Source organism: Luteibacter sp. (assembly GCF_035539195.1).
In the GTDB taxonomy this organism is placed as follows: domain Bacteria; phylum Pseudomonadota; class Gammaproteobacteria; order Xanthomonadales; family Rhodanobacteraceae; genus Luteibacter.
On the sequence record NZ_DATLIW010000036.1, the window covers coordinates 246,384 to 272,804 of the forward strand.

Sequence of the window (26,421 nt, forward strand, 5' to 3'; positions counted from 1 at the left end):
TAGTATCCATGCAACGCGTGAAGCCGGAATCGCTCTATCTCCATTCAGCCGCGATGCTTAGACTGTGCCCATGCGGCTACCCCTGCCTGCCGCCCGAAAGGAGATATCCATGAATTTCAAGACCGTCCTCGGCATTCCCATGGCCGCCCTGCTCGCCACCGCGGCAGTCGCACCGGCCTCGGCCGCCACGATCACCCGGGCCGACGGCATCTATGTCCGCTGCGACCAGTGCGGCGTGGTCCAGAGCATCGAGCGCAATGTCACCCAGGGCCGTGACCACGGCACGGCAGGCGCGGTGATCGGCGCCATCGCTGGCGGCGTCCTGGGCAACCAGGTCGGTCGCGGCAACGGCCGCAAGGTCGCCACGGTCGCCGGCGCGGTCGGCGGCGGCTTCGCCGGCAACGCCATCGGCAAGGGCGGTGGCAGCGAGAGCTACACCCTGCGCCTGAAGATGGGCGCCGGCGGTTACACCAATGTCCAGGTGGCCGATGCCTCGTCCATCCGCGAGGGTGACATCGTGGTCGTCGACGAGAAGGGGAACGTCCAGCGCGTGCAGTAACGCGGCAAGTCGTTCCGTGGCTTCGAAGGCCGGCCCATCGGGTCGGCCTTTTTCATGGGTTCGCCCACCCCTGCGACCAGGGGCCTGTTCCCGGCCGTCGGGGGAATGCCTCGGATGGCCCCGCCGACCGCAAATGGCCAAGACATCGTCTATTCGGCCGACCGACACGGTGAGACCTTATCGCCATTGCATTGGCGCCTACGCGCGCACTCTTGCCGCGATGGCGTCGTAGAAAGCGTCGGGGAGCACGGCGCGCACCGGCACGCGCCACCAGTTCGAACGCGCAAAGTCACGACACTTCACCGCGTCCTTGTCCGTCATCAGGACAGGGCAGCCATCGGCGAAGGTGAAGTCGTCGCGCGTGAACGCGTGATGGTCTGCAAAGGGATGGCCATCGACCGCGATGCCCTGCGCCGCGAGACTGCCGAAGAAACGCGCGGGGTTGCCGATGCCGGCGACGGCATGGGCGGGACGGCCGGCAAACTCCGTCAAAGGCGCCGCGAGCGACGGATCCGCCATATTGATCGCCACACCCCCTTCCAGGGTCATGCCGATCTCGCCCGCACCCGGCGTACCGCCGTTGACGACAACGAAGTCGACCTCGTCCAGGCGACTCGCCGGTTCGCGCAGGGGGCCTGCAGGAAGCAGATGTCCGTTTCCGAGGCGACGCTCGCCATCGATCACGCAAATCTCGACATCGCGGCCGAGCCGATGATGCTGTAACCCGTCATCGGCAAGAATCAGATCGCAACCCGCATCGACCAACAGCTGTGCCGCCTCCGGACGGCCACGCCCGATCGCCACCGGCACGCCGCTCTGGCGGATCAGGCTGGGCTCGTCGCCGACGATCGCCGGATCGTCCTGACCGCCGAGCAGATACGGCCCGCGTTCGCTGCCGCCGTAACCGCGACTCACCACGCCCGGCACGAACCCACGTGCCGACATCGCTGCCGCCAGGGCCACGATCAACGGCGTCTTGCCGGTGCCGCCGATGGTGATGTTACCGACCACCACGACCGGCACGGACAGCCTCACCACCGAGGACGGATGCTTGCGGAAGCCCTCGGCGCGACGCCGCACGACAGAGCGATACAGCGCCTCCAATGGCCGCGTCCAGAGCGGCGGCGTACCGCCGCCATACCAGCGCCGTTGCAGTGAGGCGCCGAGGCCCACCGCTCAGCTCGCCGCTTGGTCGTGGAACTGCATGCGGTGCAGGGCCGCGTACTGGCCACCGCTTTCAATGAGTTCACGGTGCGTGCCGAGCTCAACCACCCGGCCCTGATCCATGACGGCGATCTGGTCGGCGTGTTCGATCGTCGACAGACGGTGCGCGATCACCAACGTGGTGCGGTCGCGCATGAGGCGCGTCAACGCATCCTGGATCAGCCGCTCCGATTCGGTATCGAGCGAACTGGTCGCTTCGTCAAGCACGAGGATCGGCGCGTTCTTGAGGATGGCGCGCGCGATCGCGATGCGCTGGCGCTGGCCACCGGAAAGCGAGTTACCGCCCTGCCCGATCTGCGTCTGCAAACCGTCGGGCAAGCGCTCGATGAACTCCATCGCGTTGGCCGCCTTGGCCGCCGCCACGATGTCGGCTTCGGACGCACCGGCCATTTCGCCATAAGCGATGTTGGCCGCCACGGTGTCGTCGAACAGGACCACGTTCTGACCCACCCAGGCGATCTGCCGGCGCAGCGAAGGCAGCGTGTACTGGGAGTAATCGCGGCCGTCGACCAGGATGCGACCTTCGGTCGGCTGGTAGAAACGCGGCAGCAGGCTCACGAGGCTGGACTTGCCGCTGCCGGAGCGGCCGACGAGGGCCGTCACCGTACCGGGCTTGCAGACCAGGTCCACGCCACGCAGGGCGACGTGGTGGTTGCGCTCGTATACCAGGTGGATGTTCTCGAAGCGGATGTCGCCCCGGGTGCGGACAAGATCTTCGGTGCCCGTATCGACTTCCGCCGGCGTGTCGATGATCTCGAACAGGTCTTCGGCCGCGGTGACGCCCTTCTGCAGGTTCGCCTGGATGCCGGCCAGTCGCTTCAGCGATGGCAACATGCCGCCCATCGCCGTGAGCACGGCGGTGAAGATGCCAGGGGTGATCGTCTCGATGATGCCCGGCCGCGTCCCGAGGAACACCAGGGTCGCGAGCGCCACCGCGCCAACCGTCTGGATGGTCGCTCCCGAGGCCGCGCTGGTCGCCGAGATCTTCAGGTTGAGACGGCGCTGACGTTCGGCGATCTCGCTGAAGCGGTCGCCCTCGCGCGTCTGGCCACCGTAGATACGTACCTCGCGATTGGCGGCGACGGCTTCTTCCACGGCGCTGGTCACGCTGCCCATGTTGCCCTGGATCCGCTTGCTGATCTTCCGGTAGCGTCGGCTGATCACGGTCACGATGACCACCACGCAAGGCACCAGCACGAGCAGCGCCATCGCCAGGTAGGCACTCCAGTACAGCATCACGCAAAGCATGCCGACGACGGTGAGGCCCTCGGTGATGGCCATCTTGAGCGAATCCGCCGAGGCGGAGGCCACCTGCTCACTGGTGTAGGTGATGCGCGATATCTGCTGCCCCGACGGCTCCTTGGCGAAAAAGGCGGCCGGCAGGCGAAGGTAGGAGGCGAAGACGTCGATACGGATGGCCTGCACCACGTTGCGGCCGACATAGGCGATGCCGTAATCGGTGGCGTACGAGGCCACGCCGCGCACCGCGAAGATCGCGATGATCCAGATTGGCATCCAGAAAATCGTGTAGGGATCCTTGTCGACGAAGAGATTGTCGATCAACGGCTTCAGCAGGCTGGTAAACAGCGACAGGCAGACCGGGTCGACGATCATGCCGAGGATGGCAATGAGGCCCGCCGTCCGGAAACGCCGCGTGTAGCCGAGCAGACGCTTGTATGTCTGCCAGGTCTTGGCATCCCACACCGAAACTTTTTCCTTGCTCACTGCGCCGGACCCGCCTCGCTCGGCGTGGTCGCGATCGACAGACGGGTGAATCCCACCTGGCCGAGCGCATCCATCGCGCGAACCACGTTCTGGTGAGGCGTCATGGCGTCGGCGCGGATCACCACCAGGCGATCGCGGTCGTTGCCGGCGACACGTTCGATGGCCGCCTTGAGCGGCTCGATACCCTCACCCAGCACCTCGTCGCTGCCGACCGAATAACGACCGTCACGGTCGACGACGATCGTGAGCGCGTTGTCCGTGGACTCGCGCGCCTGGCTGTCGGCCTTGGGCAGGTTGACCTTGAGGCGCGAGTGCTGCACGAACGTGGTGCTGAGCACGAAGAACATCAGCAGGGTCAACAACACGTCGATCAACGAAATGACGTTGATCTCGAAATCGTCCTCGCGACGGGAACCGATACGCATGGATCAGCCAGCCTGCGAGGTGGCGGCTTCCGGCGCAGCGGTGCGACGGCGCGGTGCCGGGCGCGGCGCGGACAGGTCGTCCAGCAGCGCGGTGGCTTCCTTCTCCATCTGGACGACGTAGCCGCCGACCTTGGAGCGGAAATAGCGGTGCAGCACATACGCCGGGATCGAGACGACCAGGCCGAAGGCCGTGCAGATGAGCGCCTCGCCGATACCGCCGGCCATCTTGGTCGGATCGCCGATGCCGCCGGCCATCACGCTGAGGAACATGCGGATGAGACCGATCACCGTACCGAGCAGGCCGAGCAGCGGGCCGATGAGGGCGACCGTGCCGAGCGTATTGAGGTAGCGCTCCATGCGGTGGACCACATGGCGACCGGTGTCCTCGATGCGCTCCTTGATGATCTCGCGCGGGCGGTCACGCACGGCGAGCGCACCGGCGAACAGCTCACCCAGCGGAGAACCCTTTTCGAGTGCCTGCAGGTGGGCGTTGTCGAGCGAGGCAGAACGCGCCCACTCGCGCACTTCAGCGCCCAGGCCCGGGGGGAAGACAGCCGCGCGACGCAGGGCCCAGAAGCGCTCCAGGACGATCGCCAGCGCAACGAACGAACAGATGAGGATCGGCAGCAACGCCCAGCCGCCAGCCAGAAGGATCTCGAGCACGTCAACCCCGGATGAACAAAAGTCAGGCGGGCATCATAGCAGGGCCCGCCGCAGGGACTGAGGCGCTCTTAACACTTGCAGAGGTGCACCCGGCTGCAGGAGCCGCTCCACTGTGGGAGCCGTATCCCTGTGGGAGCCGTATCCCTGTGGGAGCCATATCCCTGTGGGAGCCGCTTCAGCGGCGATAGGGGTGAGGCAAGCACCCATCGCCGCTGAAGCGGCTCCCACACAGAGCTCTCACGGCAGAACTCTCGCACAGAGCTCCCACACAAAGTTCCCACACAGAGCTTCACCGATGGCCGAGGAACTCGACCTCGCTCAGGTCCAGGCCATTCGTATCACCGGCAACGAGACGCAGGCGGTACCACGCATAGGCACCGGGTGTGCCCACAGCGAACGCCCGTGTCTGCCGACGCCACGGCCAGCTTTCACCCTCGCGCTTATCCACCGTCTGATAGTGCTTACCGTCCGTCGACCCCTCGAGCACCCAGCCGGAGGCATCGCCGGCCTTGGCTCCCGAGGTGAGGGTGAGCATCTCCACCGTCACCGGACGATCGAAGTGCCAGCCCACTACCGGGTCCTTCGCGGCCAGGTGGGCCGAGGTGTCCGACGTGTTGTCGAACAGTTTCGCCAGCGCCTCGCCCTTGAGGGAACCGAAGGCCTTGCCGCCCTCGCCTGTCAGGTCGACCAAGGGTGCGGGCTTGCTGCCTTCCGCGCTGATCGATGCCGGTAGCGCGTCGGCACCGGTGCCCCAGGTCGACGGTGTCGGGCCCATGGCGAACTCGAGCGTCGCGCCCTTCGCCAGCAACGCGTGCGGCAAGGTGACCTTGTTCCAGGGCTGGCCGTTGACCTTCAGCGACTGTACGTACCGATTCGTATCGCTGACACCGGGCGCCTTTACGTCGATCGTCGCCCCGCCCTCCAGGCGAATGCTCATGTGCGGGAAGTGCGGCGCGCCGATCACGTATTCCGGCGTGCCCATGCGCAGCGGATAGAAGCCGGCGGCGCCGAACAGCCACCACGCCGACATCTCGCCGTTGTCTTCGTCGCCCGGGTAACCCTGGCCGATCTCGCTGCCCACGTAGAGGCGGGAGACCGCGTCGCGCAGCTTGTCCTGCGTCTTCCACGGCTGGCCGGCCTCGTCGTACATCCAGATGATGTGGTGCGAGGGCTGGTTCGAATGACCGTACTGGCCCATGCGCACGTCTCGCGCCTCGAGCATTTCGTGGATCACGTCGCCGTAGTCGCCAACGTCGAACTTGCCCGGCGTGCTGAAGAACTGGTCGAGTTTCGCGCCCAACGCGTCGCGGCCACCGTACAGGGCGGCCAGACCGGCGCCGTCCTGCGGGGCGTGGAAGGCCATGTTCCAGGCGTCGGTCTCGGTGTAGTCGCCACCCCAGCGGATCGGGCTGAACTCCTTCGCATTCCAGCGCCATTTGCCTGCGGCGTCGCGCGCCACGAAGAAGCCGACGGCGGGATCGAACAGGTTCGTATAACCGAGCGCCCGCGAGCGATACCAGGTCGCATCGTCGGCATAGGACGAGCGATAGGTATCGCCCGCCGGTGCATCCTTCGCCAGCGCCGCCGCAAGGTTGCCGATGGCGAAGTCGTTGATGTAGCCATCCATCGACCAGGACAGGCCTTCCTTGATGCCGTCGTCGGTATAGCCGTTGAACAGCGAACGCTGGATGCCCTTGCGACCCGTGCCCTTGACGTCGCTGACACTGGACGCATTGCGGATCGCCGACTGGTAGAAGGCGGAGACGTCGAAGTTGCGCACGCCCTTCAGCCAGGCATCGGCAAACGCGACATCCGAGCTGGTGCCCACCATCAGGTCGGCATAACCGGGCGACGACCAACGGGCGATCCAGCCCGCGTCGCGGTACTGCTGTACGAAGCCGTCGATCATCTTGCCTGCTTCGGTCGGCGTGAGCAGCACGTAGGCCGGCCACGCCGTGCGGTAGGTGTCCCAGAAGCCGTTATTGACGAAGGGCTGGCCGTCGACGATGCGCGCGCCCGTCGCGGTATCGGTGTTCGCGCCGGCAGGCGCCGAGAACGGGCTGGCGTAGCGCCACACCGGCGCGTCCTTGCTGCCCGTGTTCTCGTAGGCATGGTTCGGGTAGAGGAACAGGCGGTACAGGTTCGAGTACAGCACGGTCTTCTCGTCGGGCGAGGCGCCTTCGACCTTCACCGCGTCCAGGCGCTCGTCCCATGCCTTGCGGGCGCGCTCGTGCACGCTGTCGAAGGTGTCGTCCGGTGCGATCTCCTGCGCCAGGTTGGCCTTGGCCTGCTCGACGCCGATCAGCGACGTCGCGATACGCATGGTGACGACGCGATCGGCCTTCTTCGACGTGTCGAAGCCAAACCACGCCGAGGCGGCATCGCGCTTCTCGCCCGTCAGGCGACCGCTCTCGGCCACCGGCTTGTCGAACACCGCATAGAAGAACAGGCGCGTGGCACCGGTGGACAGCCCGCTTTTCACGTCCGACCAGCCCTGGATGCTGCGCTGGCCGGGATCGAGCGTGACCGACGCCTTCTCGTTGAGGTTGTCGAAGACCAGCTGCGAACGCTTGTCGCTGAAGGTGAAGCGGAAGATCGCCGCGCGGTCGGTCGGCGTGATCTCGGTCGTGATGCCGTTGTCGAAGCGCACGCGGTAGTAGTCCGGATGCGCCACTTCGGCGTCATGGCCGAACGAGAGCGCACGCGTTTCGCGCTTCAGTGCCGGTGCACCGGAGGCCGCCTGGGCCGGCATGACCTGGAAGGTCTGTCGCTCGCCCATCCACGGGCTGGGTTCGTGCGAGAGCGCGAAGGCCTCGATGCGTGGGCGGTTGTCGTCGCCGTTGCGTGCCTGGTACTGGTAGATCCAGTTGGAGCCGGCGTTCGTCGTCGGCGTCCAGAAGTTGAAGCCGTGCGGCATGGCCACCGCGGGAAAGTTGTTGCCGCGCGAGTAGTTTTCGTTGGCATTGGAGCCGCGACGCGTATCGACGTAGTCGGTCGGGTGCGTGCTGCTGATGGCCTTGACGTCGCCGATGCGTACGTCGTCGAGGTAGCCCTCGAAGGCTTCGCCCGAGGGCGCATCGGCGGTCAGCTCGATCGAGCGGACGCGACGGCCCTTGGCCGCGCTGCCGAGATCCACGCTCACGTAGTTCCACTGGTCGGGATAGAGCACGCGTCCTTCGCCCTGCCCCTTCGCCGTCGCCGGCACGCGGTGCTGGTCGAGCGCGGCCTTGGTCGAGAGGCGCGAGCCGTCGTCGAACACCAGGTCCACGGCGACGTAGTTCGCCGGATTGACGAGGTCGTTCTTGTTCGAACGTGGGAAAACCAGCCAGGAAAGCATGGTGTCGTCGCCGACGCGGACATCGGTGTCGAACAGCTTCGTCGTCGCCGGGTTGCCATTGCCCGTGCCCGCATAGCGCAGGGAGTGCATGCCGGTGAAGCCGACATCGGCCTTGGCCGTCAGCACCGCCTCGGCAGGCGGGCCACCGACCACCCGAACGTCGAGCGCACCCTTCGCCGCCAGCGGTGCGGGCTGGCCCGACTCGAAGGAGCTGTCGAAGCGCTGGGTCGCCGCGAGGGCTCCCACCGGTACTCCAAGAGACGCCGTCACCAGGGCGAACGCCGCCCTGCCCCAACCGTGCTTCGATACCGTCACGCTTATCCCCTCGTCTAGCGGAATCTCCATTTAAATCGTTCTAAATCGGGAATGTCAAACCGCGGTGCAACACTGCGAGCCTGCCGGGGCACCTCATTCGCGCCAGTAACGACGGGCCGGCCGACGCCACTCCCGCGCCACGAACGGGGCGGTGTCGCGCGGCAGTTCGAGCAGGATCGCGCCACTGACGGCGGTGTTGAGAACCTCCGCACCCGCATCGCGATGCCGCATGAGCACCGATGCGTGCGGATGGCCGAAACGGTTGCGCCAACCCGACGAGACGATGGCCAGGTCGGGTTGCACGGCACGAAGCCAGAGCACGTCGGAGGAATGCTTGCTGCCGTGATGGGCCGCGGTGGTGATCGTCGGAAGATCGGACCGCAGCGCGTCACGATCCATCCGCCGCTCGGCCTTGCTGCTGATATCGCCAGTGAGCAGGAAACGACCGCCCTTGCCCTCGATCGACAACACGCAGGAGCGGTCGTTGCTGGTGGTCTTGCCCGGCGCGTCGGGTGGCACGTCGAGGAACCGGAAGCTGACCTCGTCCCACATCCAGGCGACCTTCGACGTGCATGCTTCGGCCGGAAAGCCCAGCCGCCCCGGCTCGCCGGACAGTCGTCGCGCCCGTGGATAGCGCGCCACGACAGCCGCGGCACCGCCCGCGTGGTCGCTATCGCCATGGCTGACGACGAGTGCATCCACCGGCCCCAGGCCCAGTGCGCCGATCGAAGGCAGCACGACACCGGCGCCCGCGTCACGGCCGGCGCCATACGCGGGCCCGGTGTCGTAAACGAGCGTGTGATGCCGCGTGTGGACGACGACCGCAAGGCCCTGCCCTATATCGAGCACCCAGGCGCGGAAGGCACCCGCCTTGGGCGATTCCCGGGGCGGGAACAGCAGGGGCAGGAACAACAAGGCACCGTATCCCCGTAATGGCACGCCCCGCGGCATGAACAACCACAGCGCTCCCGCCGTGGCAAGGACGACCGGCAGGATGCCGCCCTGGGCCACACTCCATTGCGCCCCCGGCATGCCGGCCAGCGCGGCGAGCATGCGCCACAGCCAGCCGAGCAACCAGGCGGCGCCGATCAGCAACGGCGCCGCAAGCGACGGCAGGGGCAACAACACGCAGCCCAGCAAGGTCAGCGGAACCACCAGGAAGCTCACCAGCGGCGCCGCGACCAGGTTCGCCACGAAGCCCATGGGCGACGCGCTACCGAACAGGCCCAGCGACAGCGGCAGCAACGCGATGCTCATCGCCGCCTGGGCCCTGAGCAACTCGCCGAGCCAGCCGAGGAAACCCCGCGAACGCGGCGCCACGCAACAGACCAGGAATGCCACGCCGGCAAACGACAGCCAGAATCCCGCCGACAACACGCAAAGCGGATCGACGACGAGGACGGCCAGCATCGCAAAGGCAAGCAAGGACCCTCCCCCGGCACGTCGCTTCGCCAATCCCGCCCATACGACGACACCGATCATCAGCAGCGTGCGCACCGTCGGTAGCCCGAGACCGGCAAGCAAGCCGTAGCCACCGGCCACCAGCAGGCCCGCCGCCGCCTGCGCCATCTGCCTTGGCAGCCGCAGACCGAGCAACGGCAGCCACGCGTAAAGCAGCCGTACCGCGAGGACCCCGCCGCCAGCGGCGACGCCGACATGGAACCCGGAGATGGCGATCAGATGCGACACGCCCGTGGCGCGGGCGATATCCCAGTCCGATGCTTCGAGTCCGCGCGTGTCGCCGACGGCGAGGGCCTTGAGGATACGGGCGTCTTCCGTGCCCAGCTGGGCGTCCAGCGCCCGCGCAATACTGTCGCGCCAGCCATCCACACAGACACCCTGCCCGATGCGCTCGTTGTCGGGCGCTGCGCGCACGTAGCCAGTCGCGACGATGCCACGCTGCAGCGCCGTGCGCTCCGCGTCGCCACCGCCTGGATTGACACTGCCCCGGGGGCGGCGAAGACGAACGGTGAGGCGCCAGCGCTCGCACGGCGCCGGTGCGACCCGGGTGCGATACCAGGTGAGCCTGAGCGTTCCGCGTGGCCAGGAGGCAAGGCCTCCCACTTTCGCAGGCTCGAACAGGAACGACGCGTCGCCGCCTCGTGCGCGCGGAAGATCGATCACGCGGCCGGTGATCGTCACGTCCTGGCCCTCCGCCTCCACCGGCAGACGCGCCGCCATGCCGCGTGCGCCCTGTACGGCGGTCCACGCGGCAAACAGCGCGAACACGGCCAGGAACCGCGCGGGACGCCACGGCGCCAGGACGATGCCGACGAACGCGACCACGGCGGCGCCCATCGACCAAGGCCATGCAGGTAACCACGCGCACGTTTGCACCGCGGAGCAGCCAAGCAGGGCGACCCACGCCACGGAAACGAGTGTCAACGGAGGAGCACGAACCATCGCAACGAGCGCCATCACCCACGGCAGTCCAGCCTAGGTGCCAACGCACCTACCCTGGTCGTTCACATGGCGTCGGCCGTCACCGCGACGTCGGTCGTCCCCGCGTCAGTGCCCGTGATCACGGTCCGCACCACGGCTGTCGTTTCCGCGAGCCGGCCAGTGCGACGACGGCGCCCCTTGCGACGGACGCCCGCCGCCATGCCAGCCGCCCGCCGGCGGGGCAGGACGCCCGCCACCGCCGTGCCAGCCGCCCGGCGGGGCATGATCGCCGCCCTGCCAGCCACCTGGCGGCCGCGGATGATCGCCGTGCTCGCCCGCCTGCCACCCTCCCGGCGGCCGGTGGTCGCCATCGCCCGGACGTCCGTGCCAATCGCCAGGCTGCGGACGATGATGATCGTATCCGTCGCGATCGCGGTAATAGCGGCGGTCGTAACCGCCTCCGCCATACCAGACGGAACCCACGGCGATATCGGAATAGCCACCGTAGTAGCCGGGCCCGAAACCGTAACCGTAGCCGGGGTCGTAGTAACCACCGCCCGGCTGTACGACCGTCGTCTCCGTGCCGTAATACGCATCGCCACCGCCGGCACTGCGACGAACGTAACCGGGGTCGTAGTAACAACCGGCAAGCGGCAGCGTTGCCGCGACAGCCAGAAGCAAGGAATACGCACGACGCATTAGGAATTCTCTGATGAGAAGGACGGCGATGGACGACTTCGACACTGCGCCCGCACCATTGAACGCCCGCTAAAAAAGAAAAGGGCCGCCGACGCGACCCTTTCCCTTCATTCAGTCTGCGCCTCTCAGCCCTTGCTCTTCTGCTGATCGCCGCGCTGGTGCGCCTCGTTGGCGTAGTTGGCTTCCGGCGAGGCTTGCGACGGCGACGGCGGATTCGGCTCGCTGCCCGGCGTCGATGCCGGAACGCCATTGCCGTTTTCACCGGTCGGCCACGACGGCGGCTGCCGATCGCGCTCGCGCTTGGCTTCGAGCAGGGCCTGGATATGCGCGACGGCCTCTTCCTGGCTGATGTGCTGGACCGGCTCGTCGGCCGTCGTCGCCGGCTTGGCGACGGGCTTCGGACGCGGCTTGGCCGCGGGCTTCGCCTTGGCAACCGGCGACGGTGCCGATGTAGCCGCCGAAGTCGCTGCCGGCGGGACCGTCAGCGGCGGCTTGCGCGGTGTCTTCGTCGCGGGAATACGCGACACCGGTTTCTGTTCGATCGTGTGCGCGCTTGCGCTGCGCCTGGTCGGAGACGGCGTGGATACCGGCTTCGCCGCGACCTTCTTCGCCGGGGCGACGCTCTTGCGCGCCGGAGCCTTCGTCGCGGCGACCTTCCGGGCGGGTGCCTTGCGCGACGTGTTCTTCGCGACGGCCTTGCCGGCAGTGGTCTTGCGTGCCGGCGCCTTGCGTGCGGAAGCCTTGGTGCCCGCTTTCTTCGCCGCGGCCTTGCGTGGAGCGGCCTTCTTGGCGGCGACCTTGCGCGCCGGGGATTTCCTTACCGCGGCTTTGCGCGCGGCGGTCTTCTTCACCGCCTTCTTCACCGCCTTCTTCGCAGCCGACTTCCTCACGGCGGTTTTCCTGCCCGCTGCCTTCTTCACGGCGGTCTTCTTGCCGGCGGCTTTGCGAACGGCGGTCTTCTTGGCGGTTGCCTTCTTGACCGCCGACTTCTTCACCGCGGCCTTCCTGGTGGCCGATTTCTTGACGGCCTTCTTCGCCGCTGCCGGACGGGCGGCGGCTTTGCGTGCGGTTTTCTTTGCAGCGGCACGAACGCCCGCTTTCTTCGCGACGGTCTTCTTCACGGCGCTCTTCTTGGAGGCCGGTTTACGAGCCGCTGATTTCTTCGCGGCGGACTTTCGGGTGGTAGCCATGCGTTCACTCCTCCTACGTTAGTAGCCGACGCGAACTGCCCCACCGGGGAAGACCCGCGTGCATGCCGGACGACTTCGAAAAGGGTGACGTTCGATCCGGACAAACGCATGATGTATCAGCTGTCGTCCGAAGTCACATAAATGATTCGGAAAAATTCAGGTTTCGGATCAGGAAAAGCGCGGTTGTGACAGTAACGCGATGAACCGGGGAAGCAGCGAGGGCTCGAGCGCGATAGTGAAAATCACGCCGTATGCCGCACCCCAAAGGTGGGCGCTGTGGTTCACGTTGTCGCCGCCGCGCTTGTCCATGTAGATCGAATAGGCGACGAAAAGCACCGCGTAGATGATCGCCGGCAGCTTGACGATGAATACGTAGATGCTCGACCAGGGGCTGACGAGGACGAAGGCGAAGAGGATCGCCGACACCGCGCCGGAAGCGCCCAGGCTGCGGTAGGCGGCGTTGTCGCGATTCTTCATGTACGACGGCAGGATCGAGAAAAGCAGGCCGCCGATGTAGAAGGTGACGAAGCCCAATGGTCCCATCGCCTCGGTGAAGAGGCCTTCCATGCCACGGCCGAAAAAATACAGCGTGAACATGTTGAAGATGAGGTGCGACCAGTCCGCGTGGATCAGGCCGTAGCTGACGAGCCGGTAGTACTCACGGCTGCGCGAGAGCGCGGGCGGCCAGAGGATCAGGTCGTCCATCAGGCGACGGTTGTTGAAGGCGAGGAACGAGACCACGGAGGTCACGAGGATGATGAGCAGCGTGATCATGCGACGAACAGCGTCCTTGAGGACCGAGCCAGCGCGCATCTTGGCGGTAACCGGCGCCGATGTCGAACCCCCGGCCCATGCCGTACAGGTAATGGACGGCTATCATGTCCAACCTCCCCGCTCCCGGCACGACCGATGTCCCCCATCCGTTACAAGCAGCTCGACGTCTTCGCCGCCCGTCATGGCGGCGGCAATCCGCTGGGCGTCGTCATCGACGCCGAGGGCTGGTCCGACGAGCGCATGCAGCGTTTCGCCCACTGGACCAACCTGGTCGAAACCACCTTCCTGATGCCCGCTCGCGCCGAAGGCGCCGATTACCGGGCTCGCATCTTCACGCCGACCAAGGAAATCCCCTTCGCCGGCCACCCGACCATCGGCAGCGCGCACGCCGCGCTCGATGCCGGTCTGGTCACCCCCGATGCCGCCGGCATCGTCTGGCAGGAGTGCGGCGCCGGCGTGTTGCCGATCCGTGTGGAGAAGGACGGCAAGGCGCGCGAACTCTTCGTGCAATCGCCGAAAGCGCGGATCGTCGGCGACGCCTCGTGCGCCGGCGAAACGTTGTCGGCCGTGCTCTACGGCGTGAAGCTGGGTGCGCTTGCCCCGGCCTGCGTGGAAGGCGGTCGTCGCTGGTGGGTAGCCGAATTCGCCGACGAAGCCGCCCTGCGCGCCTGGCGCCCGGATCATGCAGCCATCCGCGCCCTCGCGTTGGCCACCGATACCCTCGGCCTGTGCGTCTTCGCGCGCTCCGCCGAAGGCTTGGCCGTGCGCGCCTTCCCGGCCGGTGTCGGTATCGTGGAAGACCCCGCCTCCGGTGCCGCCAATGGCCTCATTGCCGCCTATGTCGCCGCCAGCGACACCGGCGGTACGCTGAGCAAGGGCTATATCGTCAGCCAGGGCCGCGAAGTCGGCCACGATGCCCGCATCATCATCCGCATCGACGGCGAAGCCGTGTGGGTCGGTGGCTGCACCAACACGATCGTGGACGGACAGGTGGACTGGACGGACGCCTGACCATGCAGATCTGGGTCGACGCGGACGCCTGCCCGAATGTCATCAAGGACATCCTGTTCCGCGCCGCCGAGCGCGAGCAGGTCGACGTGACGCTGGTCGCGAATGCATGGATCCGCACCCCGGCCTCGCGTTTTGTCCGTTCGATCCAGGTGCCGGGCGGTTTCGACGTGGCCGACGACGAGATCGTCCGCCGCGTCGAGCCGGGCGACCTGGTCGTCACCCAGGACATCCCTCTGGCGGCGTTCGCGATCGAGAAAGGTGCCCTCGCGCTGCATCCGCGCGGCGAGATGTTCACGAAGGATACGATCGCGCAACGCCTGTCCATGCGCAATTTCATGGAAGAACTCCGTGGCTCCGGCGTCGATACCGGCGGCCCCGCCGCCATGCACCCACGCGACAGGCAGGCATTCGCCAACGCGCTGGACGCCTGGCTGGCAAAGCGTCGCTCTGCGACATGACGCTGGGGTCGGCCCTTGCGGCCTACGCCGAAGCATCGCCGCTGAAGCGGCTCCCACAGTGACCGCATCGGGCGCGAAGCGACCGGCCTTTCGCCGCTGAAGCGGCTCCCACGGTGACCGCATGGGGCGCGAAGCGACCGGCCTTTCGCCGCTGAAGCGGCTCCCACATGGGGTTCCACCGACTGCGATCCCTCGGCGGCCCGGCCGTTCTTGATCGGCAGCGCTCTAGGCCCCAGCCACCTCGTCGAGACGCAAGGTCAGGCACTTCGCCGCTCCGCCGGATTTCATGAACTCGTCCAGGGCCACCTCGATCACCATGAAGCCGGCACCCTCCAGACGCGAACGCAGATCGGGGCTCGCGCGGTTCAGGATCACCACCTTGCCGAGGTTCACCGCATTGCAGGCGAAGTCCAGCGCATCGTGTTCGTGCACGGCGATACGGTGGCCCGGGGGAACATGCCGCTCGATCAGCGCGAGCGATGGCGCGTCGAAGGCAGCCGGGAAATACAGCGTGTAACCATCGGCCAGTGGGCAGAAACACGTATCCAGGTGGTAGAAACGTGGGTCCGCGAGCTTCAGCGGCACGACTTCCACATCCAGCAACCGAGCCAGCGCCGGGGCGGCGGATGCGTCGGAGCGATGCCCGTAGCCCAGCCACAGTCGTCGCGAGATACCTCGATCGAACAGCCCGTCTCCGGCGCCTTCGAAGAAGACGTCGTCGGGCAGGTCCGCGATATCGAAACCATGACGGCTGAACCAGGCGCGGTTCGGCGCTTCTTCGCCCTGGCGCTCGGCGTAGCGGAAGCGACTGGGGACGAACGTATTGCCGAAGACGAGGCCCGCGTTGGCGGCGAAGGTCATGTCCGGCTGGCCCGGCGCGGCTTCCTCCAGCGCGACGTCGGCATGGCGGGAGACCGTTTCGCGAAGGGCATCCCACTGCCGGCGCGAACGCTCGGCCGTGGTGTCGTGGACGTGATCCGTCATCCATGGATTGATGACGTAGCTGACCTCGAAAAACGTCGGTGGGCACATCAGGACGCGAGGAACGGTACGTTCCATCGTCGGGGACATCGTTTCTGCCATGGACGGTACTCACCGGGATGGGGGAACGAACCCCCATCATGGCAGAAACGCGGATTCGTCCGTCAGGCCAGCTTGCCGGCGACGGCGGTGACCGTGTCCGACGAAAAATGCAGTTCCTTCAGGGCTTCTTCGAGCGAGTCGCGCGAGTTCGCTTCCACTTCCACTTCTTCGCCGACACTGGCCGGCGAGACATGCACGTAGCGGCTGCCTTCCTGGTAGGCGATGCCCTCGTCATGGAAGATCTGCTTCGTAGCCAGCTTGAAGGTGCCGTCGTTCGACTCCTTCACGGTGATCGCGCGGCCTTCGTGCATGCCCTCGTATACCGTCTTCCAGCTTACCGTCATGATGTCCGTCCTCAGCTGCACAACAGCGTGCGGGTCCCATTGTCGCGGACCCGCGGGGCTATTGATTGTGAAGGCTTGCCGAAATCCGGGCCGTCTTCAATCCTTCAGACGCGCCCGTGCGCCAGCCACGCGGGCCAGGCCGGAGAAATCCAGTTCGCCGTCGCCCGCCGCCAGGGATTCCAGCAAGGCATCGTGGAGCACGCTGGCGAAAGGCATCGGCACCCGTTTGGCGTCCGCCGCGGCGCGCGCCAGGCCGATGTCCTTGAAGCCCAGGCTCAGCTTGAACGCCGCCGGGGTGTAGGTCTGCGCGGCGATCATGCCGCCGTAGACCTTGTAGATCGGCGAGGCGAAGAGGGAGTTGGACATGACGTCCAGGAAATCCGCCGCCGAGACGCCGTGGGCGCGGGTGAGCGTGGTCGCCTCGGCCATGCTCTCGATGGCCGCGCCGATCAGGAAGTTGCCGCCGATCTTGACGATGGTCGCGCGGATCGGATCGTCGCCCATGGGCCAGACCTTCTGGCCGATCAGCTCGAGCAGCGGCTGCACCCTGGCGATAGCCTCCGGTTTGCCCGAGGCGACCACATTGAGATTTCCCGCGGCCGCCACGTCGGGCCGACCGAAGACGGGTGCGGCGACGTAGCCGAGGCCACGCTTCTCGTGCGCGTCGACCAGCTCCTGCGCCAGCGCGACCGAGATCGTCGCGTGGTTCACGTGCACGGCGCCCTTGGGCAGCGCGTCCAGCACGCCGCTCTCGAGAATGACCTCACGCACGGCGGCGTCGTTGGCCAGCATGCTATGCAGCACATCGGCAGCGGTGGCGGCGTCCGCCGGCTTCGCCGCGACCTTAGCGCCCTGCTCCGCCAACGGCTTCGCCGCGTCCGCCGAGCGGTTCCATACGGTCAGCTCGTGGCCGCCCTTGATGAGGTTGCCGGCCATGCCGGTACCCATGTTGCCCAGTCCGATAAAACCGATACGCATACGTTGCTCCGAGTCAGACGGCCAGGCCGGCGGCATGGCCGGAGGCCCAGGCCCATTGGAAGTTGTACCCACCCAGATGCCCTGTCACATCGAGCACTTCGCCGACGAAGTACAGGCCAGGCTGGCGTTTGGACATCATGGTGGAGGAAGAGACTTCGTCGGTATCCACGCCACCGAGAGTGACCTCGGCCGTGCGGTACCCTTCGGTGCCACTGGCCACCACGGGCCAGGAAGCCAATTGTGCGCCGACGTCCTTCAACTCGGCGTCACGGTACTGGCGCATCGGCCGGTTCGCCAACCAGATCTCGCACAGGCGCTCCGCCAGGCGACGTGGCAGCAAGGTGGCGAGGACCGTCTTGAGTTCGGCGAGCGGACGCTCCGCACGGGCGGCCAGCAGGGCCTCCGCGGCATCGACACCCGGTAACAGGTCCACGCGCAGATCGGTTCCCGGTTCCCAGTACGAGGAAATCTGCAGGATCGCCGGACCGCTGAGACCACGATGGGTGAACAGCAGCGCGTCGCGGAAACTCGCATCGTTGGCCGCGGCTTCCACCGGCAGCGCCACGCCTGCCAACCCCTCGAAGCGCTCCTGATGCTTGCCGCTCAGCGTCAGCGGCACGAGGCCGGCACGGAGCGGCAGCACGGCGTGACCGAACTGTTTCGCCAGCTCATAGCCGAACCCGGTCGCGCCCAGGCTGGGAATGGACAGGCCGCCGGTGGCGACCACCACCGACGCCGCGCGCACGTGACCGAGGGGCGTGTCGCAGCCGAAGCCGGTTTCCGTGGCACGCAGGCGGGAAACCGCGCAATGGATTTCCACACGCACGCCGGCCGCGGCGCATTCGTCGAGCAACATGCGCACGATCTGCTTGGAGGAATCGTCACAGAACAGCTGGCCGGGCGCTTTCTCGTGCCAGGCGATGCCGTGCCTGTCGACCATCGCGATGAAGTCCCACGGCGTGTAGCGCGCCAGGGCGGACTTGCAGAAATGTGGGTTGGCCGAAAGGAAATGGGCCGGCGTGGTCGCCGTATTGGTGAAATTGCAGCGGCCGCCACCGGACATCAGGATCTTCTTCCCCGCCCGGTTGGCGTGGTCGACCACCAGCACGCGCTTGCCGCGGCCACCGGCGACAAGGGCTGTCATCAGGCCTGCCGCGCCCGCCCCGATGACGAGGACGTCGTATTCCATGCTGGGTTTTCCGCCGTACAAACACACATGGTAGCGCCCTCGCGTAAACTTGTTGACCTCGCCCCGCGCCCAAGGACCCCTCTCATGCCCTCCTTCGACATCGTTTCGGAAGTCGACAAGCACGAACTGACCAACGCCATCGACCAGGCCAACCGCAAGGTGACGAGCCGCTTCGACCTCAAAGGCACCTCGGCCGGCATGGAACTGGACGACAGCACCGTCACGCTGAAAGCGGACAACGAGTTCCAGCTCGAACAGCTGATGCCCATCCTTCGCGAATGCCTTGCGGCGCGCCATATCGACGTTCGTGCCATGGATCTGGGCAAGGTGGAGACCAACCTCGCCCAGGCCCGGCAGAAGATCACCATCAAGCAGGGTATCGAGCAGCCGATCGCGAAGAAGCTCATCGCGACGATGAAGGAAGCCAAGCTGAAGGTGGAAGCCCAGATCAACGGCGACAAGGTTCGCGTCAGCGGAAAGAAGCGCGACGATTTGCAGATGGCGATGGCGTTGTTGCGCAAGGCGGATGTCGAGTTGCCGCTGCAGTTCGACAACTTTCGCGACTGAGGCGGGGGGGCTGGGACTGCCAAGAGCATCGCCGCTGAAGCGGCTCCCACAGAGGGCGGCTTCTACATAGGGCTGCTCCTATGGAGGGCGACTCCTATAGAGGGCGGCTCCTATAGAGGGCGGCTCCTATAGAGGGCTGCTCCTATAGAGGGCTGCTCCTATAGGGGGCGGCTCCTACAGGGGGCGGCTCCTACAGAGGGCCTCTTCCACAGACGGGGGCTCCTACGGAGGGCGGGTCCTACTGAGAGCAGATCCCACGCGGGGGGCGTTACAACCCGGCGATACGACTGCGGTTGCGGCCGTCGTTCTTCGCTTCGTAGAGCGCCTCGTCGGCGCGGCCCAGCAGGGAATTTAGCGACTCCGGCGAGCGCCACATGGCGACGCCGGCGCTCACCGTGATGCGAATCCGGTAGTCGCCGTGCACGATCACCAGGGCCGCCAGGGCATGACGCACGCGCTCGGTGATATCCAGTGCGTGTTCGGCCAGCGCACCCGGCAGGCAGAGGATGAACTCCTCGCCGCCGAAACGCCCGGCGAGGTCGTCCGCACGGCACATCGACGAGATCACCCGCATCGTTTCGCGGATCACCGTGTCGCCGGCCAGGTGGCCGAACGTGTCGTTGACCGTCTTGAAGTCGTCGATATCCAGCAGCACGAGGCTGAATGGAATGCCATCGTTCGCGGCGCCCTGGCGCACGCGCTCGGCCTGTTCGAGGAAGCGGCGGCGGTTGAGCGAGCCGGTGAGTTCGTCGGTACCGGCGAGGTGGTCGAGGCGCTCGTTCGCTGCCTTGAGGTCCCGCGTGCGCGCGTCGACCTGGGCCTGCAACAGCTCGGCCCGACGGCGCAGGTAGAGCGTGCGCAGCGAGACCAGGCCGAAGAACGCCGCCACCGCGAGCGCCACCGCGGCCAGCAGGGTCCAGGGGCTTTCGTACCAGCGCGGCGTGACGTCGATGCGAATCGAGGTTTCCACCGTGCGCGCGTCGAGCCCGCGCATCGTCGCGCGCAGGCGCAAGGTGTAGGTGCCGCTGGCAAGGTTGGTATAGATCGCACTGGGCGGAATGCCGTGCGCCACCTCGTTCCAGCCCGTGTCGGCATCGTCCATGCGATACGCGTAATGGGTTTCCATCGGCGCCCGGTAGTCGAGCAAGGCGAAATCCACGCGAAGATTGCGGCCGTCGGCGCCGATGACGATCCGGCCGCCGTCCTCCGGCACATCGGCCAGCGGCAGCGACTTGTCATTGACGCTCACGTGCGTGACGGCCATGCGCGGCGGCACGATCTGCGGCGCCACCCAGTAGGGACGGATGACGGTGAGACCGCCGAGGCCGCCGAACATGAGCTCGCCGCCCGGCGCTTCCGCCGCCGCGCGATGGATGTAGCTCGGGATACGCAGGCCGTCGCGGATGCCCAGGTCGGATACGCGATGGCTGGCCGTGTCGACCATCGCCACGCCGTTGGCCATCGACGCCCAGACGCGATCGTCGTGGTCGATCAGCAGCGCGTTGATCTTGGTGTTGACCAGCCCTTCGCGCGCGGCGATCAGCCCGAAACGGAACGGCCCGTGCGGATGGAAGGTGTCGAGGTAGGCGATACCGCCGAACGTGCCCAGCCACAGCCGGCGATGCGAATCGAACACCATCGAGCCGGTGTAATCCTGCGGCAGGCTGGCCGGGTCGGCGGGATCGTGGCGCAGGTTCACGAAGCCTGGCTGACCGTCGTAACCGATGCTGATGCCGCTGATGGTGGCGAACCACCACGCATCCGGCATGCGCACGATGTGGCGCACCTGGTCGCCGACGATGCTGGCCGGATCGTGCGCATCGTGGCGCATCTGGATGAGCTTGCCGGTGACCGTGTCGTACTGGAACAGGCCGTCGTACCCACCGATCAGGATCTGGTTGCCGTCGCGCTGCATCGACAGGATGAGCCGACCGTCGAGGCTGGGAATCATCGAGCTGCGCAGGGCGAAGGTGTCGGGGTCGATGCGCGAGATACCCTGCGCGCCTGCCCAGATGGAGCCGTCCGGTGCGACGACGAAGGCCTGCACGTCGCGCTCCGCCTGCTCGCCGCCGAGTTGCAGGTGGTGCATCGTGCCCTTGCCGAGGTCGAGCACGTCGATACGCCCCATGCCCAGGCCGAGCCATATGCGCCCGCGCGGATCGACGAAGACCGAGTGCACATTGGCGTTGGACAGCGTGTGCGACTGCAACGGTGACGGCAGCACCGAGAACACCTTGCGGCCATTCGGATCGTAATGCGCGGCGCCGAGCTCGGTGGCTACCCAGATGTTGCCGGTACTGTCCTGGAAGATGTCGCGCGTGATGTCGCCCGGCAGCGACGATGGCATGGCCGCATCGTGGCTCAGGATGCGCAACTGCTGCGTATTGAAGTCGTAGGTCACGACGCCCGCACCGTCGGTGGCGGACCAGAGCACGTGCTGAGGCGTCTCGTGGAAGGCGCGCACGGTGCGTCGGCGCGCCATGCCGTTCTTGCCGGAGAACCCCGGAACCAGCTGCGCATGTCCCTGGGTATCGATGTACACCGCGCCAGACTGGCCGGTGCCGACCCACAGGCGCGACTGGCTGTCCTGGAACAGCGCCCAGACCTGGTCGCGGAGAATCTCGTCGATCGCCGGGTCGCTCGAGACCACGCGCTGGAAGCGCCCGCCCGGATGACGCACGAACAGGCCGTTGTCCGCGCCCGCCCAGACATTGCCCGCCTTGTCTTCGGTTACGACAAAGGTGCGTGCGAGCATATCCTTCGCGTCGCCCGGCTGACCGGACTCGCGGGTGATCTTGCCGGTGCCGACGTCGACGCGGTCGATGCCGCCTTCGGTGGCCACCCAGAACGCGTCGCGTTCGCGGGCCCGCGCGATCGCAAAGATCTTGCCGTTCGACGTGCCGCCCGCACCGATCGGGTAGACGTGGAAGCGCGTCGTCACCGGATCGAAGCGGACCAGGCCGCCGGCATTCGTGCCGATCAGCAGACCGCCGTCGGCCAGCGGCATCAGGGCGCGCACATAGGCATCGGGAAGCACGGCGCCGGCGTAGGAGTCCGGTTCCTGGCCGAACACCTGCATCCGGTAGCCGTCGTAACGCGCGAGTCCGCCGAAGGTGCCGATCCAGATGACGCCGCGGGTGTCCTGGACGATCGCCGTGGTGGTCGAGTGCGGCAAGCCATCGGCGACGCCGACGGTGTCGAACCAAGCGGTTTCGTAGACCGCCCAGGGGTCGAGGCCGACCGTGCCCCCTTGGGTGGGAGCCGCTGCGGCGGCTCCTACGGAAGCCAGCAGCATCCAGGCGGCCAATACGAGGACACCTGCGCGCCGCCTCACGTCAGCCCGCATAGACCAACGTCGAATCGAGGTAGCGGCTGAAGGCGGCCGGCGTCATCGGACGGGCGAAGAAGAAGCCCTGCCCCACGTCGCAGCCGAGCTCGCGCAACCAGTCGGCCTGGGCCTCGGTCTCGACGCCTTCGGCGATGGTCCGCATGTTGAGTTTCTTGGCCAGGCCGACGATCGCTTCGGTAATCTCGCGGTCGGCCAGGTTGGAGTCGCTGCCACGCACGAAGGACTGGTCGATCTTGATCGTGCCGATCGGCAGTTCGCGCAGGTGGCCGAGGTTCCAGTAACCGGCGCCGAAGTCGTCGATCAACAGGTCGAAGCCATGCGAGCGCAGCTTGACCAGCTGGCGCAGGGTTTCCTCCGGCTCACGCATGGCGGTGGATTCGGTCAGCTCGAAACGGATCCGCATGGGATCCACGCCGTAGGAGCGCACCGTACGCGCCAGCGTTTCGACGAAGGCCGGGCGGCTGAGTTCGTGCATCGACAGATTGATGGCGACATATGCGATATGCGAGCCGCCGTCATCCCACAGCTTCACCTGGGTGAGCACGGAACGCAGCACGTACTCGCCCAGCGCATGGATAAGGCCCGAGCGTTCGGCGATCGCCACGAAGATGGAGGGCGGTACATCGCCGCGCGTCGGATGGTGCCAGCGTGCCAGCGCTTCGACACCTGCCAGCGTCCCGTCGCGGAGGTTGCGCTTGGGCTGGTATTCCACGTCCAGTTCGCCGCGCTGCAAGGCTTCGCGCAGCTCCACCGTGAGGGCGAGCCGCTCGCGGGCCTGTTCCAGCATGCCATCTTCGTAGAAACGGAAGTCGGCCTTGCCGGTTTCCTTCACTGCGTACATGGCGGCGTCGGCGTTGCGGATGAGGGTTTCGGCCACCTCGCCGTCGCGCGGTGCCACGGCGATGCCGATGCTTGGGCTCACCGCGACGAACTGGCCGGCGACGTTCACCGGCTGCGAGACGAGATCCAGCACCTTGCGGCAGACACGGACGAGATTCTCGAGGCCACCATAGGACTGGACCACCACGACGAACTCGTCGCCACCGAAGCGCGAGACCACGTCGCGTTCGCGCACGCTGCTGCGCAGGGAGGTGGCTACCGCGCGCAGGAAGGCGTCGCCGGCCTCGTGTCCGAGCGTGTCGTTGATCGACTTGAAGCCGTCGAGGTCGATGAACAGCACGGCCAGGGACGGCGTTTCACCCGAGGCCAGGGCCTGCTCCAGCTCCTGCATCAGGTAGGCGCGGTTCGGCAGGCCGGTCAGGGTGTCGTGGTAGGCATGAAAGGCCAGCGCCCGGCGCGCCTGTTCCTTGGGATCTTTCAGGCGCGCATTGAGGCGGCGGCGCTGGGTGTAGAGCCAGCCGATGACCAGCCCGGCCAGGGCGCTGACGACGATCAGCGCCACGAGCCAGCCCAGGCCTCCGCCGACCGTGCTGAAACCCGAGCAGCGGTCGCCCCCGCCGGGCCCGACAAGGGACCAGCGAGCGCACTTCGCCATCGCCAGGTCAAGCCCGGCGTCGCTACGATTTGTCAGCACGCCACGCTCCGGCCCTGCACAATACGCTTCCCTTGGGAGTATCGGCCACCATCGTCCCCGACTTTAGAGTCGACACCAGTCCGAATGATGATGGGTCGGTGGAAAAACGCAATCCATGATGGTCGTTCGGTCAACCGCCGCTCGGGAATGCCTATTTTCCGTTGGCCGGCAGGTAGCGGTCGAACCAGGCCAGGGCCCGGGCCAGCACGTCGCGCCGGCTGGCGTCGCGCGCAAAGCCATGACCCTCGCCCGGGTAGACCACCAGCGAGGTCGGCACGTTCTGGGCGCGCAACGCGTGCCAGAACTCGAACGACTGGGGCGCCGGCGTCTCAGCATCGCGCTCGCCGACGACGATCAGGGTCGGCGTGCGAACCTCCTTGATGAAATTGATCGCCGAACTCTTCGCGTACACGCCCGGATCGTCGTACACCGAGGCTCCAAAGTAGGGCTTCATCCACTGGTCGATGAGGTTCTGGCCGTAATAACTCTGCCAGTTGGAGATACCCGCGCCGGCCACCGCGGCGCTGAAACGATGGGTCTGCGTCACCGCGAACATGGTCATGAAGCCGCCATAGCTCCAGCCGGTCAGGCCCAGGCGCTTATCGTCGACGGGGTGCGTTTTCTCGATGGTATCGACGCCGGCGAGCACGTCGCGCAGATCGCCGTAGCCGAAATCCTTGCGGTTGGCCTGGACGAAGGCTTCGCCCTGGCCGTAGCTGCCGCGTGGGTTGGGCATGAAGACGAAGTAGCCCAGCGCCGACAACGGCGCGCCGCCATAACCCGCACCGGGCCAGCGCGGCGTCACCGCCGCCGCCGGGCCGCCGTGGATCGAGACGATCATCCCGTAGTGTTTCTTCGGGTTGTAGTTGGCCGGATACAGCAGCCAGCCCTGCACGTCGTGACCTTCGTTGGTCCAGGTGATGGACTCGGCCTTGCCCCACGACGGCTTCAAACCGGCATTGAACGAGGTGATGGCGACCGGCGCGGCCTTGCCGTCGAGGCTGGCGAGATGCACTTCGTAGGGCTTGTCGAAGGAGCTGGCGGTGAACACGGCCTTGCTCGCGTCGCCGTCGAGCGAGACGGACATCGACAGACGGCCGTCACCGATCGTCATCGGCAATTCGAAGAGTGTCGAAGCGGAGGCTTCACCATTGGCCGAAAGCGCGTAACGCGACACTCGGCTGGCGCCGGCGGCGGCTTCGGAAACGAGGAGTTCGTCGGTGCCGGTCCAGGCGAGCCAGGCCGGCGTCGTGGTAATGCCCGGCGTCACGTCGACCGGCGCGGCGCCCCCGTTGCTGGACACGGTCCAGATATCGCCTCCGGTGGAACCCTGGTCGCTCATCAGGCCGCCGATGAAGGCGATGCGCGAACCGTCCGGCGAGAACCGCGGCACGGCCATCTGCAGGTCCTTCAGCGGACCGGTGAGCGTGGAGGTATCGACCACGGTCACCGGCTTGCCCTTGGCGGTCGCCGCGGCGGGCTGGACGTAGAGCTTGGCCAGCCACCAGTTGTTGTCGCCCGGCGGCTCGGCGGCCACGTAGGCGATGCGACGGCTGTCCGGGGCGAAGGTGAATTCGTAGACGTGCAGGCCAGCCGGGCTCAGCGTCGTCACCGCCCCGCCGGTCGCCTCGACCATGGCCACCTGCTGGATCTCGATGCCTTCGACACCCACTTCGCCGGTCTGCACTTTCGCCGCAGCCGTGGCGCTGGCCCGACGGGTGGCATTGGGCACGTAGAGGAAAGCGAGCGCCTTGCCGTCGGGACGCCATTCCAGGCCGTCGATATAGCCGGTGAGGTGGGTCAGGCGTTGCGGCGCGGCCTTGCCGGCGGTGTCGACGACGTTGATGTCGTTCTGCTTGCCCTCTTCCACGCCCGGCGCCTTGCCGGCGCAGTCGGAGAGGAAGGCCAGGTGCCGGGAATCGGGTGCCCAGGCGACGGAGATCTCGCTGCAGCCCTTCGACGCGGTAACCCGGTGCGCGTTGCGTCCGTCGGCATCGGCCACTTCGACCACCGGTTTGCCATTGGTCTTCACCGCCCAGGCCAGGTGCTTGCCGTCCGGCGAGAGGGCCACGGACTCGACGGTGCGGACCTTGCCCAGGGCGTCGAGGATGGCAGCGATGCGCGGATCGTCCGCGGTCTTCGCGGCGGTGTCGGCCTGGGCGGCACCCGCACAGGCAAGCGCCACGGCGGCGGCGATCCACTTCGTTCGCATAGGGTGACCCTGAATCTGAATGGGGAGCGGGAAAACTAGCACGTCCGTTCAGGTTCGGGCGAGCATCTCACGCCAGCAGGTGCGAATACTCCGGGTTCCGCTTGAACCAGGCTTCGGCATACGCGCAGGCCGGATCGATCTTCCAGTGCTGCTTCTGCGCCGTTTCCACGGCGAACTTGGTCAGCAGCGCCGCGATCCCCCGCCCGCCCACCGGCGACGGCACCCCGGTATGCGTAATGCTCATGATTTTCCCCTGCAGCCGGTACTCCAGCTCGCAGTCGTACCCGTCCACCTTGGCCACGAATACCTGGTTCGCGGTGTCGTGACTGATTTCCAGCGGTTTCGACGTTTCGCTCATCGTTCTCTCCAATCAAGGCTGGCGGACCCTTCGCATTATGTGGAT

The 26,421-nt window shown here is 66.7% G+C and carries 21 protein-coding genes; 4 read left to right on the forward strand and 17 right to left on the reverse strand.

What is annotated here, in order from left to right:
• The first annotated feature begins 109 nt into the window (after positions 1-109).
• Complete coding sequence (locus VM621_RS15070; protein WP_325469774.1) at positions 110-559, forward strand: glycine zipper 2TM domain-containing protein; 450 nt, start codon at positions 110-112, stop codon at positions 557-559.
• 198 nt (positions 560-757) lie between these two features.
• Here the strand turns inward: VM621_RS15070 and lpxK are convergent, their stop codons facing one another.
• From lpxK to VM621_RS15115, 9 genes are all read right to left on the reverse strand, one after another.
• Positions 758-1,732: a tetraacyldisaccharide 4'-kinase gene (gene lpxK, locus VM621_RS15075; protein WP_325469775.1), complete on the reverse strand. Its 975-nt coding sequence runs from the start codon at positions 1,730-1,732 to the stop codon at positions 758-760.
• A 3-nt stretch (positions 1,733-1,735) separates the two neighbouring features.
• On the reverse strand, positions 1,736-3,508 hold the full coding sequence (gene msbA / locus VM621_RS15080) for a lipid A export permease/ATP-binding protein MsbA (RefSeq protein WP_325469776.1): 1,773 nt from the start codon (positions 3,506-3,508) through the stop codon (positions 1,736-1,738).
• Positions 3,505-3,933, reverse strand: a complete 429-nt coding sequence (locus VM621_RS15085) for a biopolymer transporter ExbD (protein ID WP_325469777.1) — start codon at positions 3,931-3,933, stop codon at positions 3,505-3,507. Before VM621_RS15085 ends, msbA begins: the two co-directional genes overlap by 4 nt.
• Before the next feature lie 3 nt (positions 3,934-3,936).
• Positions 3,937-4,596, reverse strand: a complete 660-nt coding sequence (locus tag VM621_RS15090) for a MotA/TolQ/ExbB proton channel family protein (protein ID WP_325469778.1) — start codon at positions 4,594-4,596, stop codon at positions 3,937-3,939.
• Positions 4,597-4,885: 289 nt separating this feature from the next.
• Entirely contained in the window at positions 4,886-8,278 is a 3,393-nt protein-coding gene (locus tag VM621_RS15095) for a GH92 family glycosyl hydrolase (RefSeq protein WP_414674548.1), read from the reverse strand.
• 63 nt (positions 8,279-8,341) lie between these two features.
• Complete coding sequence (locus VM621_RS15100; protein WP_325469817.1) at positions 8,342-10,666, reverse strand: DNA internalization-related competence protein ComEC/Rec2; 2,325 nt, start codon at positions 10,664-10,666, stop codon at positions 8,342-8,344.
• Positions 10,667-10,756: 90 nt separating this feature from the next.
• A complete protein-coding gene (locus tag VM621_RS15105) occupies positions 10,757-11,329 on the reverse strand; it encodes a hypothetical protein (RefSeq protein ID WP_325469780.1) in 573 nt (190 codons plus the stop codon).
• A 125-nt stretch (positions 11,330-11,454) separates the two neighbouring features.
• Positions 11,455-12,450, reverse strand: coding sequence for a hypothetical protein (locus VM621_RS15110; protein ID WP_325469781.1), 996 nt, complete (start codon positions 12,448-12,450; stop codon positions 11,455-11,457).
• A gap of 237 nt (positions 12,451-12,687) precedes the next feature.
• On the reverse strand, positions 12,688-13,293 hold the full coding sequence (locus VM621_RS15115) for a rhomboid family intramembrane serine protease (RefSeq protein WP_325469782.1): 606 nt from the start codon (positions 13,291-13,293) through the stop codon (positions 12,688-12,690).
• Between the two features lie 135 nt (positions 13,294-13,428).
• Here VM621_RS15115 and VM621_RS15120 point away from each other — a divergent pair, with 135 nt between their 5' ends.
• Together VM621_RS15120 and VM621_RS15125 are read left to right on the forward strand one after the other, a co-directional pair.
• Positions 13,429-14,304 (forward strand): PhzF family phenazine biosynthesis protein, encoded by an 876-nt coding sequence (locus tag VM621_RS15120; RefSeq protein ID WP_325469783.1) that lies wholly within the window; start codon positions 13,429-13,431, stop codon positions 14,302-14,304.
• Between the two features lie 2 nt (positions 14,305-14,306).
• On the forward strand, positions 14,307-14,762 hold the full coding sequence (locus tag VM621_RS15125) for a YaiI/YqxD family protein (RefSeq protein WP_325469784.1): 456 nt from the start codon (positions 14,307-14,309) through the stop codon (positions 14,760-14,762).
• 225 nt (positions 14,763-14,987) lie between these two features.
• On the opposite strand, the gene VM621_RS15130 is transcribed toward VM621_RS15125, so the two are convergent.
• The 4 genes from VM621_RS15130 to VM621_RS15145 all read right to left on the reverse strand — a co-directional run bounded on the left by VM621_RS15130 (position 14,988) and on the right by VM621_RS15145 (position 18,356).
• Positions 14,988-15,821 (reverse strand): nitrate reductase, encoded by an 834-nt coding sequence (locus VM621_RS15130; protein WP_325469785.1) that lies wholly within the window; start codon positions 15,819-15,821, stop codon positions 14,988-14,990.
• Positions 15,822-15,907: 86 nt separating this feature from the next.
• Positions 15,908-16,189 (reverse strand): hypothetical protein, encoded by a 282-nt coding sequence (locus tag VM621_RS15135; RefSeq protein WP_325469786.1) that lies wholly within the window; start codon positions 16,187-16,189, stop codon positions 15,908-15,910.
• Positions 16,190-16,285: 96 nt separating this feature from the next.
• Positions 16,286-17,203, reverse strand: a complete 918-nt coding sequence (locus VM621_RS15140) for an NAD(P)-dependent oxidoreductase (RefSeq protein ID WP_414674549.1) — start codon at positions 17,201-17,203, stop codon at positions 16,286-16,288.
• Entirely contained in the window at positions 17,181-18,356 is a 1,176-nt protein-coding gene (locus VM621_RS15145) for an NAD(P)/FAD-dependent oxidoreductase (RefSeq protein ID WP_325469788.1), read from the reverse strand. Before VM621_RS15145 ends, VM621_RS15140 begins: the two co-directional genes overlap by 23 nt.
• An 84-nt stretch (positions 18,357-18,440) precedes the next feature.
• Here VM621_RS15145 and VM621_RS15150 point away from each other — a divergent pair, with 84 nt between their 5' ends.
• Positions 18,441-18,923: a YajQ family cyclic di-GMP-binding protein gene (locus VM621_RS15150; RefSeq protein ID WP_325469789.1), complete on the forward strand. Its 483-nt coding sequence runs from the start codon at positions 18,441-18,443 to the stop codon at positions 18,921-18,923.
• A gap of 268 nt (positions 18,924-19,191) precedes the next feature.
• Here VM621_RS15150 and VM621_RS15155 read toward each other — a convergent pair whose 3' ends face one another.
• The 4 genes from VM621_RS15155 to VM621_RS15170 all read right to left on the reverse strand — a co-directional run bounded on the left by VM621_RS15155 (position 19,192) and on the right by VM621_RS15170 (position 26,376).
• Positions 19,192-22,230 (reverse strand): diguanylate cyclase, encoded by a 3,039-nt coding sequence (locus VM621_RS15155; protein ID WP_325469790.1) that lies wholly within the window; start codon positions 22,228-22,230, stop codon positions 19,192-19,194.
• Positions 22,231-22,258: 28 nt separating this feature from the next.
• Entirely contained in the window at positions 22,259-23,806 is a 1,548-nt protein-coding gene (locus VM621_RS15160; RefSeq protein WP_325469791.1) for a putative bifunctional diguanylate cyclase/phosphodiesterase, read from the reverse strand.
• A 151-nt stretch (positions 23,807-23,957) separates the two neighbouring features.
• Positions 23,958-26,018 (reverse strand): S9 family peptidase, encoded by a 2,061-nt coding sequence (locus VM621_RS15165; protein ID WP_325469792.1) that lies wholly within the window; start codon positions 26,016-26,018, stop codon positions 23,958-23,960.
• A gap of 67 nt (positions 26,019-26,085) precedes the next feature.
• Positions 26,086-26,376, reverse strand: a complete 291-nt coding sequence (locus VM621_RS15170) for a GNAT family N-acetyltransferase (protein ID WP_325469793.1) — start codon at positions 26,374-26,376, stop codon at positions 26,086-26,088.
• Positions 26,377-26,421 lie beyond the last annotated feature (45 nt).

Excerpts from the sequence above, each read along its gene's own strand:
- VM621_RS15125 (WP_325469784.1), top strand. The coding sequence starts at position 14,307 with ATGCAGATCTGGGTCGACGCGGACGCCTGCCCGAATGTCATCAAGGAC.
- VM621_RS15100 (WP_325469817.1), bottom strand. The coding sequence starts at position 10,666 with ATGGCGCTCGTTGCGATGGTTCGTGCTCCTCCGTTGACACTCGTTTCC.
- VM621_RS15095 (WP_414674548.1), bottom strand. The coding sequence starts at position 8,278 with ATGGAGATTCCGCTAGACGAGGGGATAAGCGTGACGGTATCGAAGCAC.
- VM621_RS15105 (WP_325469780.1), bottom strand. The coding sequence starts at position 11,329 with ATGCGTCGTGCGTATTCCTTGCTTCTGGCTGTCGCGGCAACGCTGCCG.
- VM621_RS15130 (WP_325469785.1), bottom strand. The coding sequence starts at position 15,821 with ATGGAACGTACCGTTCCTCGCGTCCTGATGTGCCCACCGACGTTTTTC.
- VM621_RS15145 (WP_325469788.1), bottom strand. The coding sequence starts at position 18,356 with ATGGAATACGACGTCCTCGTCATCGGGGCGGGCGCGGCAGGCCTGATG.
- VM621_RS15120 (WP_325469783.1), top strand. The coding sequence starts at position 13,429 with ATGTCCCCCATCCGTTACAAGCAGCTCGACGTCTTCGCCGCCCGTCAT.
- VM621_RS15115 (WP_325469782.1), bottom strand. The coding sequence starts at position 13,293 with ATGATCACGCTGCTCATCATCCTCGTGACCTCCGTGGTCTCGTTCCTC.
- VM621_RS15170 (WP_325469793.1), bottom strand. The coding sequence starts at position 26,376 with ATGAGCGAAACGTCGAAACCGCTGGAAATCAGTCACGACACCGCGAAC.
- VM621_RS15070 (WP_325469774.1), top strand. The coding sequence starts at position 110 with ATGAATTTCAAGACCGTCCTCGGCATTCCCATGGCCGCCCTGCTCGCC.
- VM621_RS15085 (WP_325469777.1), bottom strand. The coding sequence starts at position 3,933 with ATGCGTATCGGTTCCCGTCGCGAGGACGATTTCGAGATCAACGTCATT.
- VM621_RS15135 (WP_325469786.1), bottom strand. The coding sequence starts at position 16,189 with ATGACGGTAAGCTGGAAGACGGTATACGAGGGCATGCACGAAGGCCGC.
- VM621_RS15150 (WP_325469789.1), top strand. The coding sequence starts at position 18,441 with ATGCCCTCCTTCGACATCGTTTCGGAAGTCGACAAGCACGAACTGACC.
- VM621_RS15140 (WP_414674549.1), bottom strand. The coding sequence starts at position 17,203 with ATGCCGCCGGCCTGGCCGTCTGACTCGGAGCAACGTATGCGTATCGGT.
- VM621_RS15165 (WP_325469792.1), bottom strand. The coding sequence starts at position 26,018 with ATGCGAACGAAGTGGATCGCCGCCGCCGTGGCGCTTGCCTGTGCGGGT.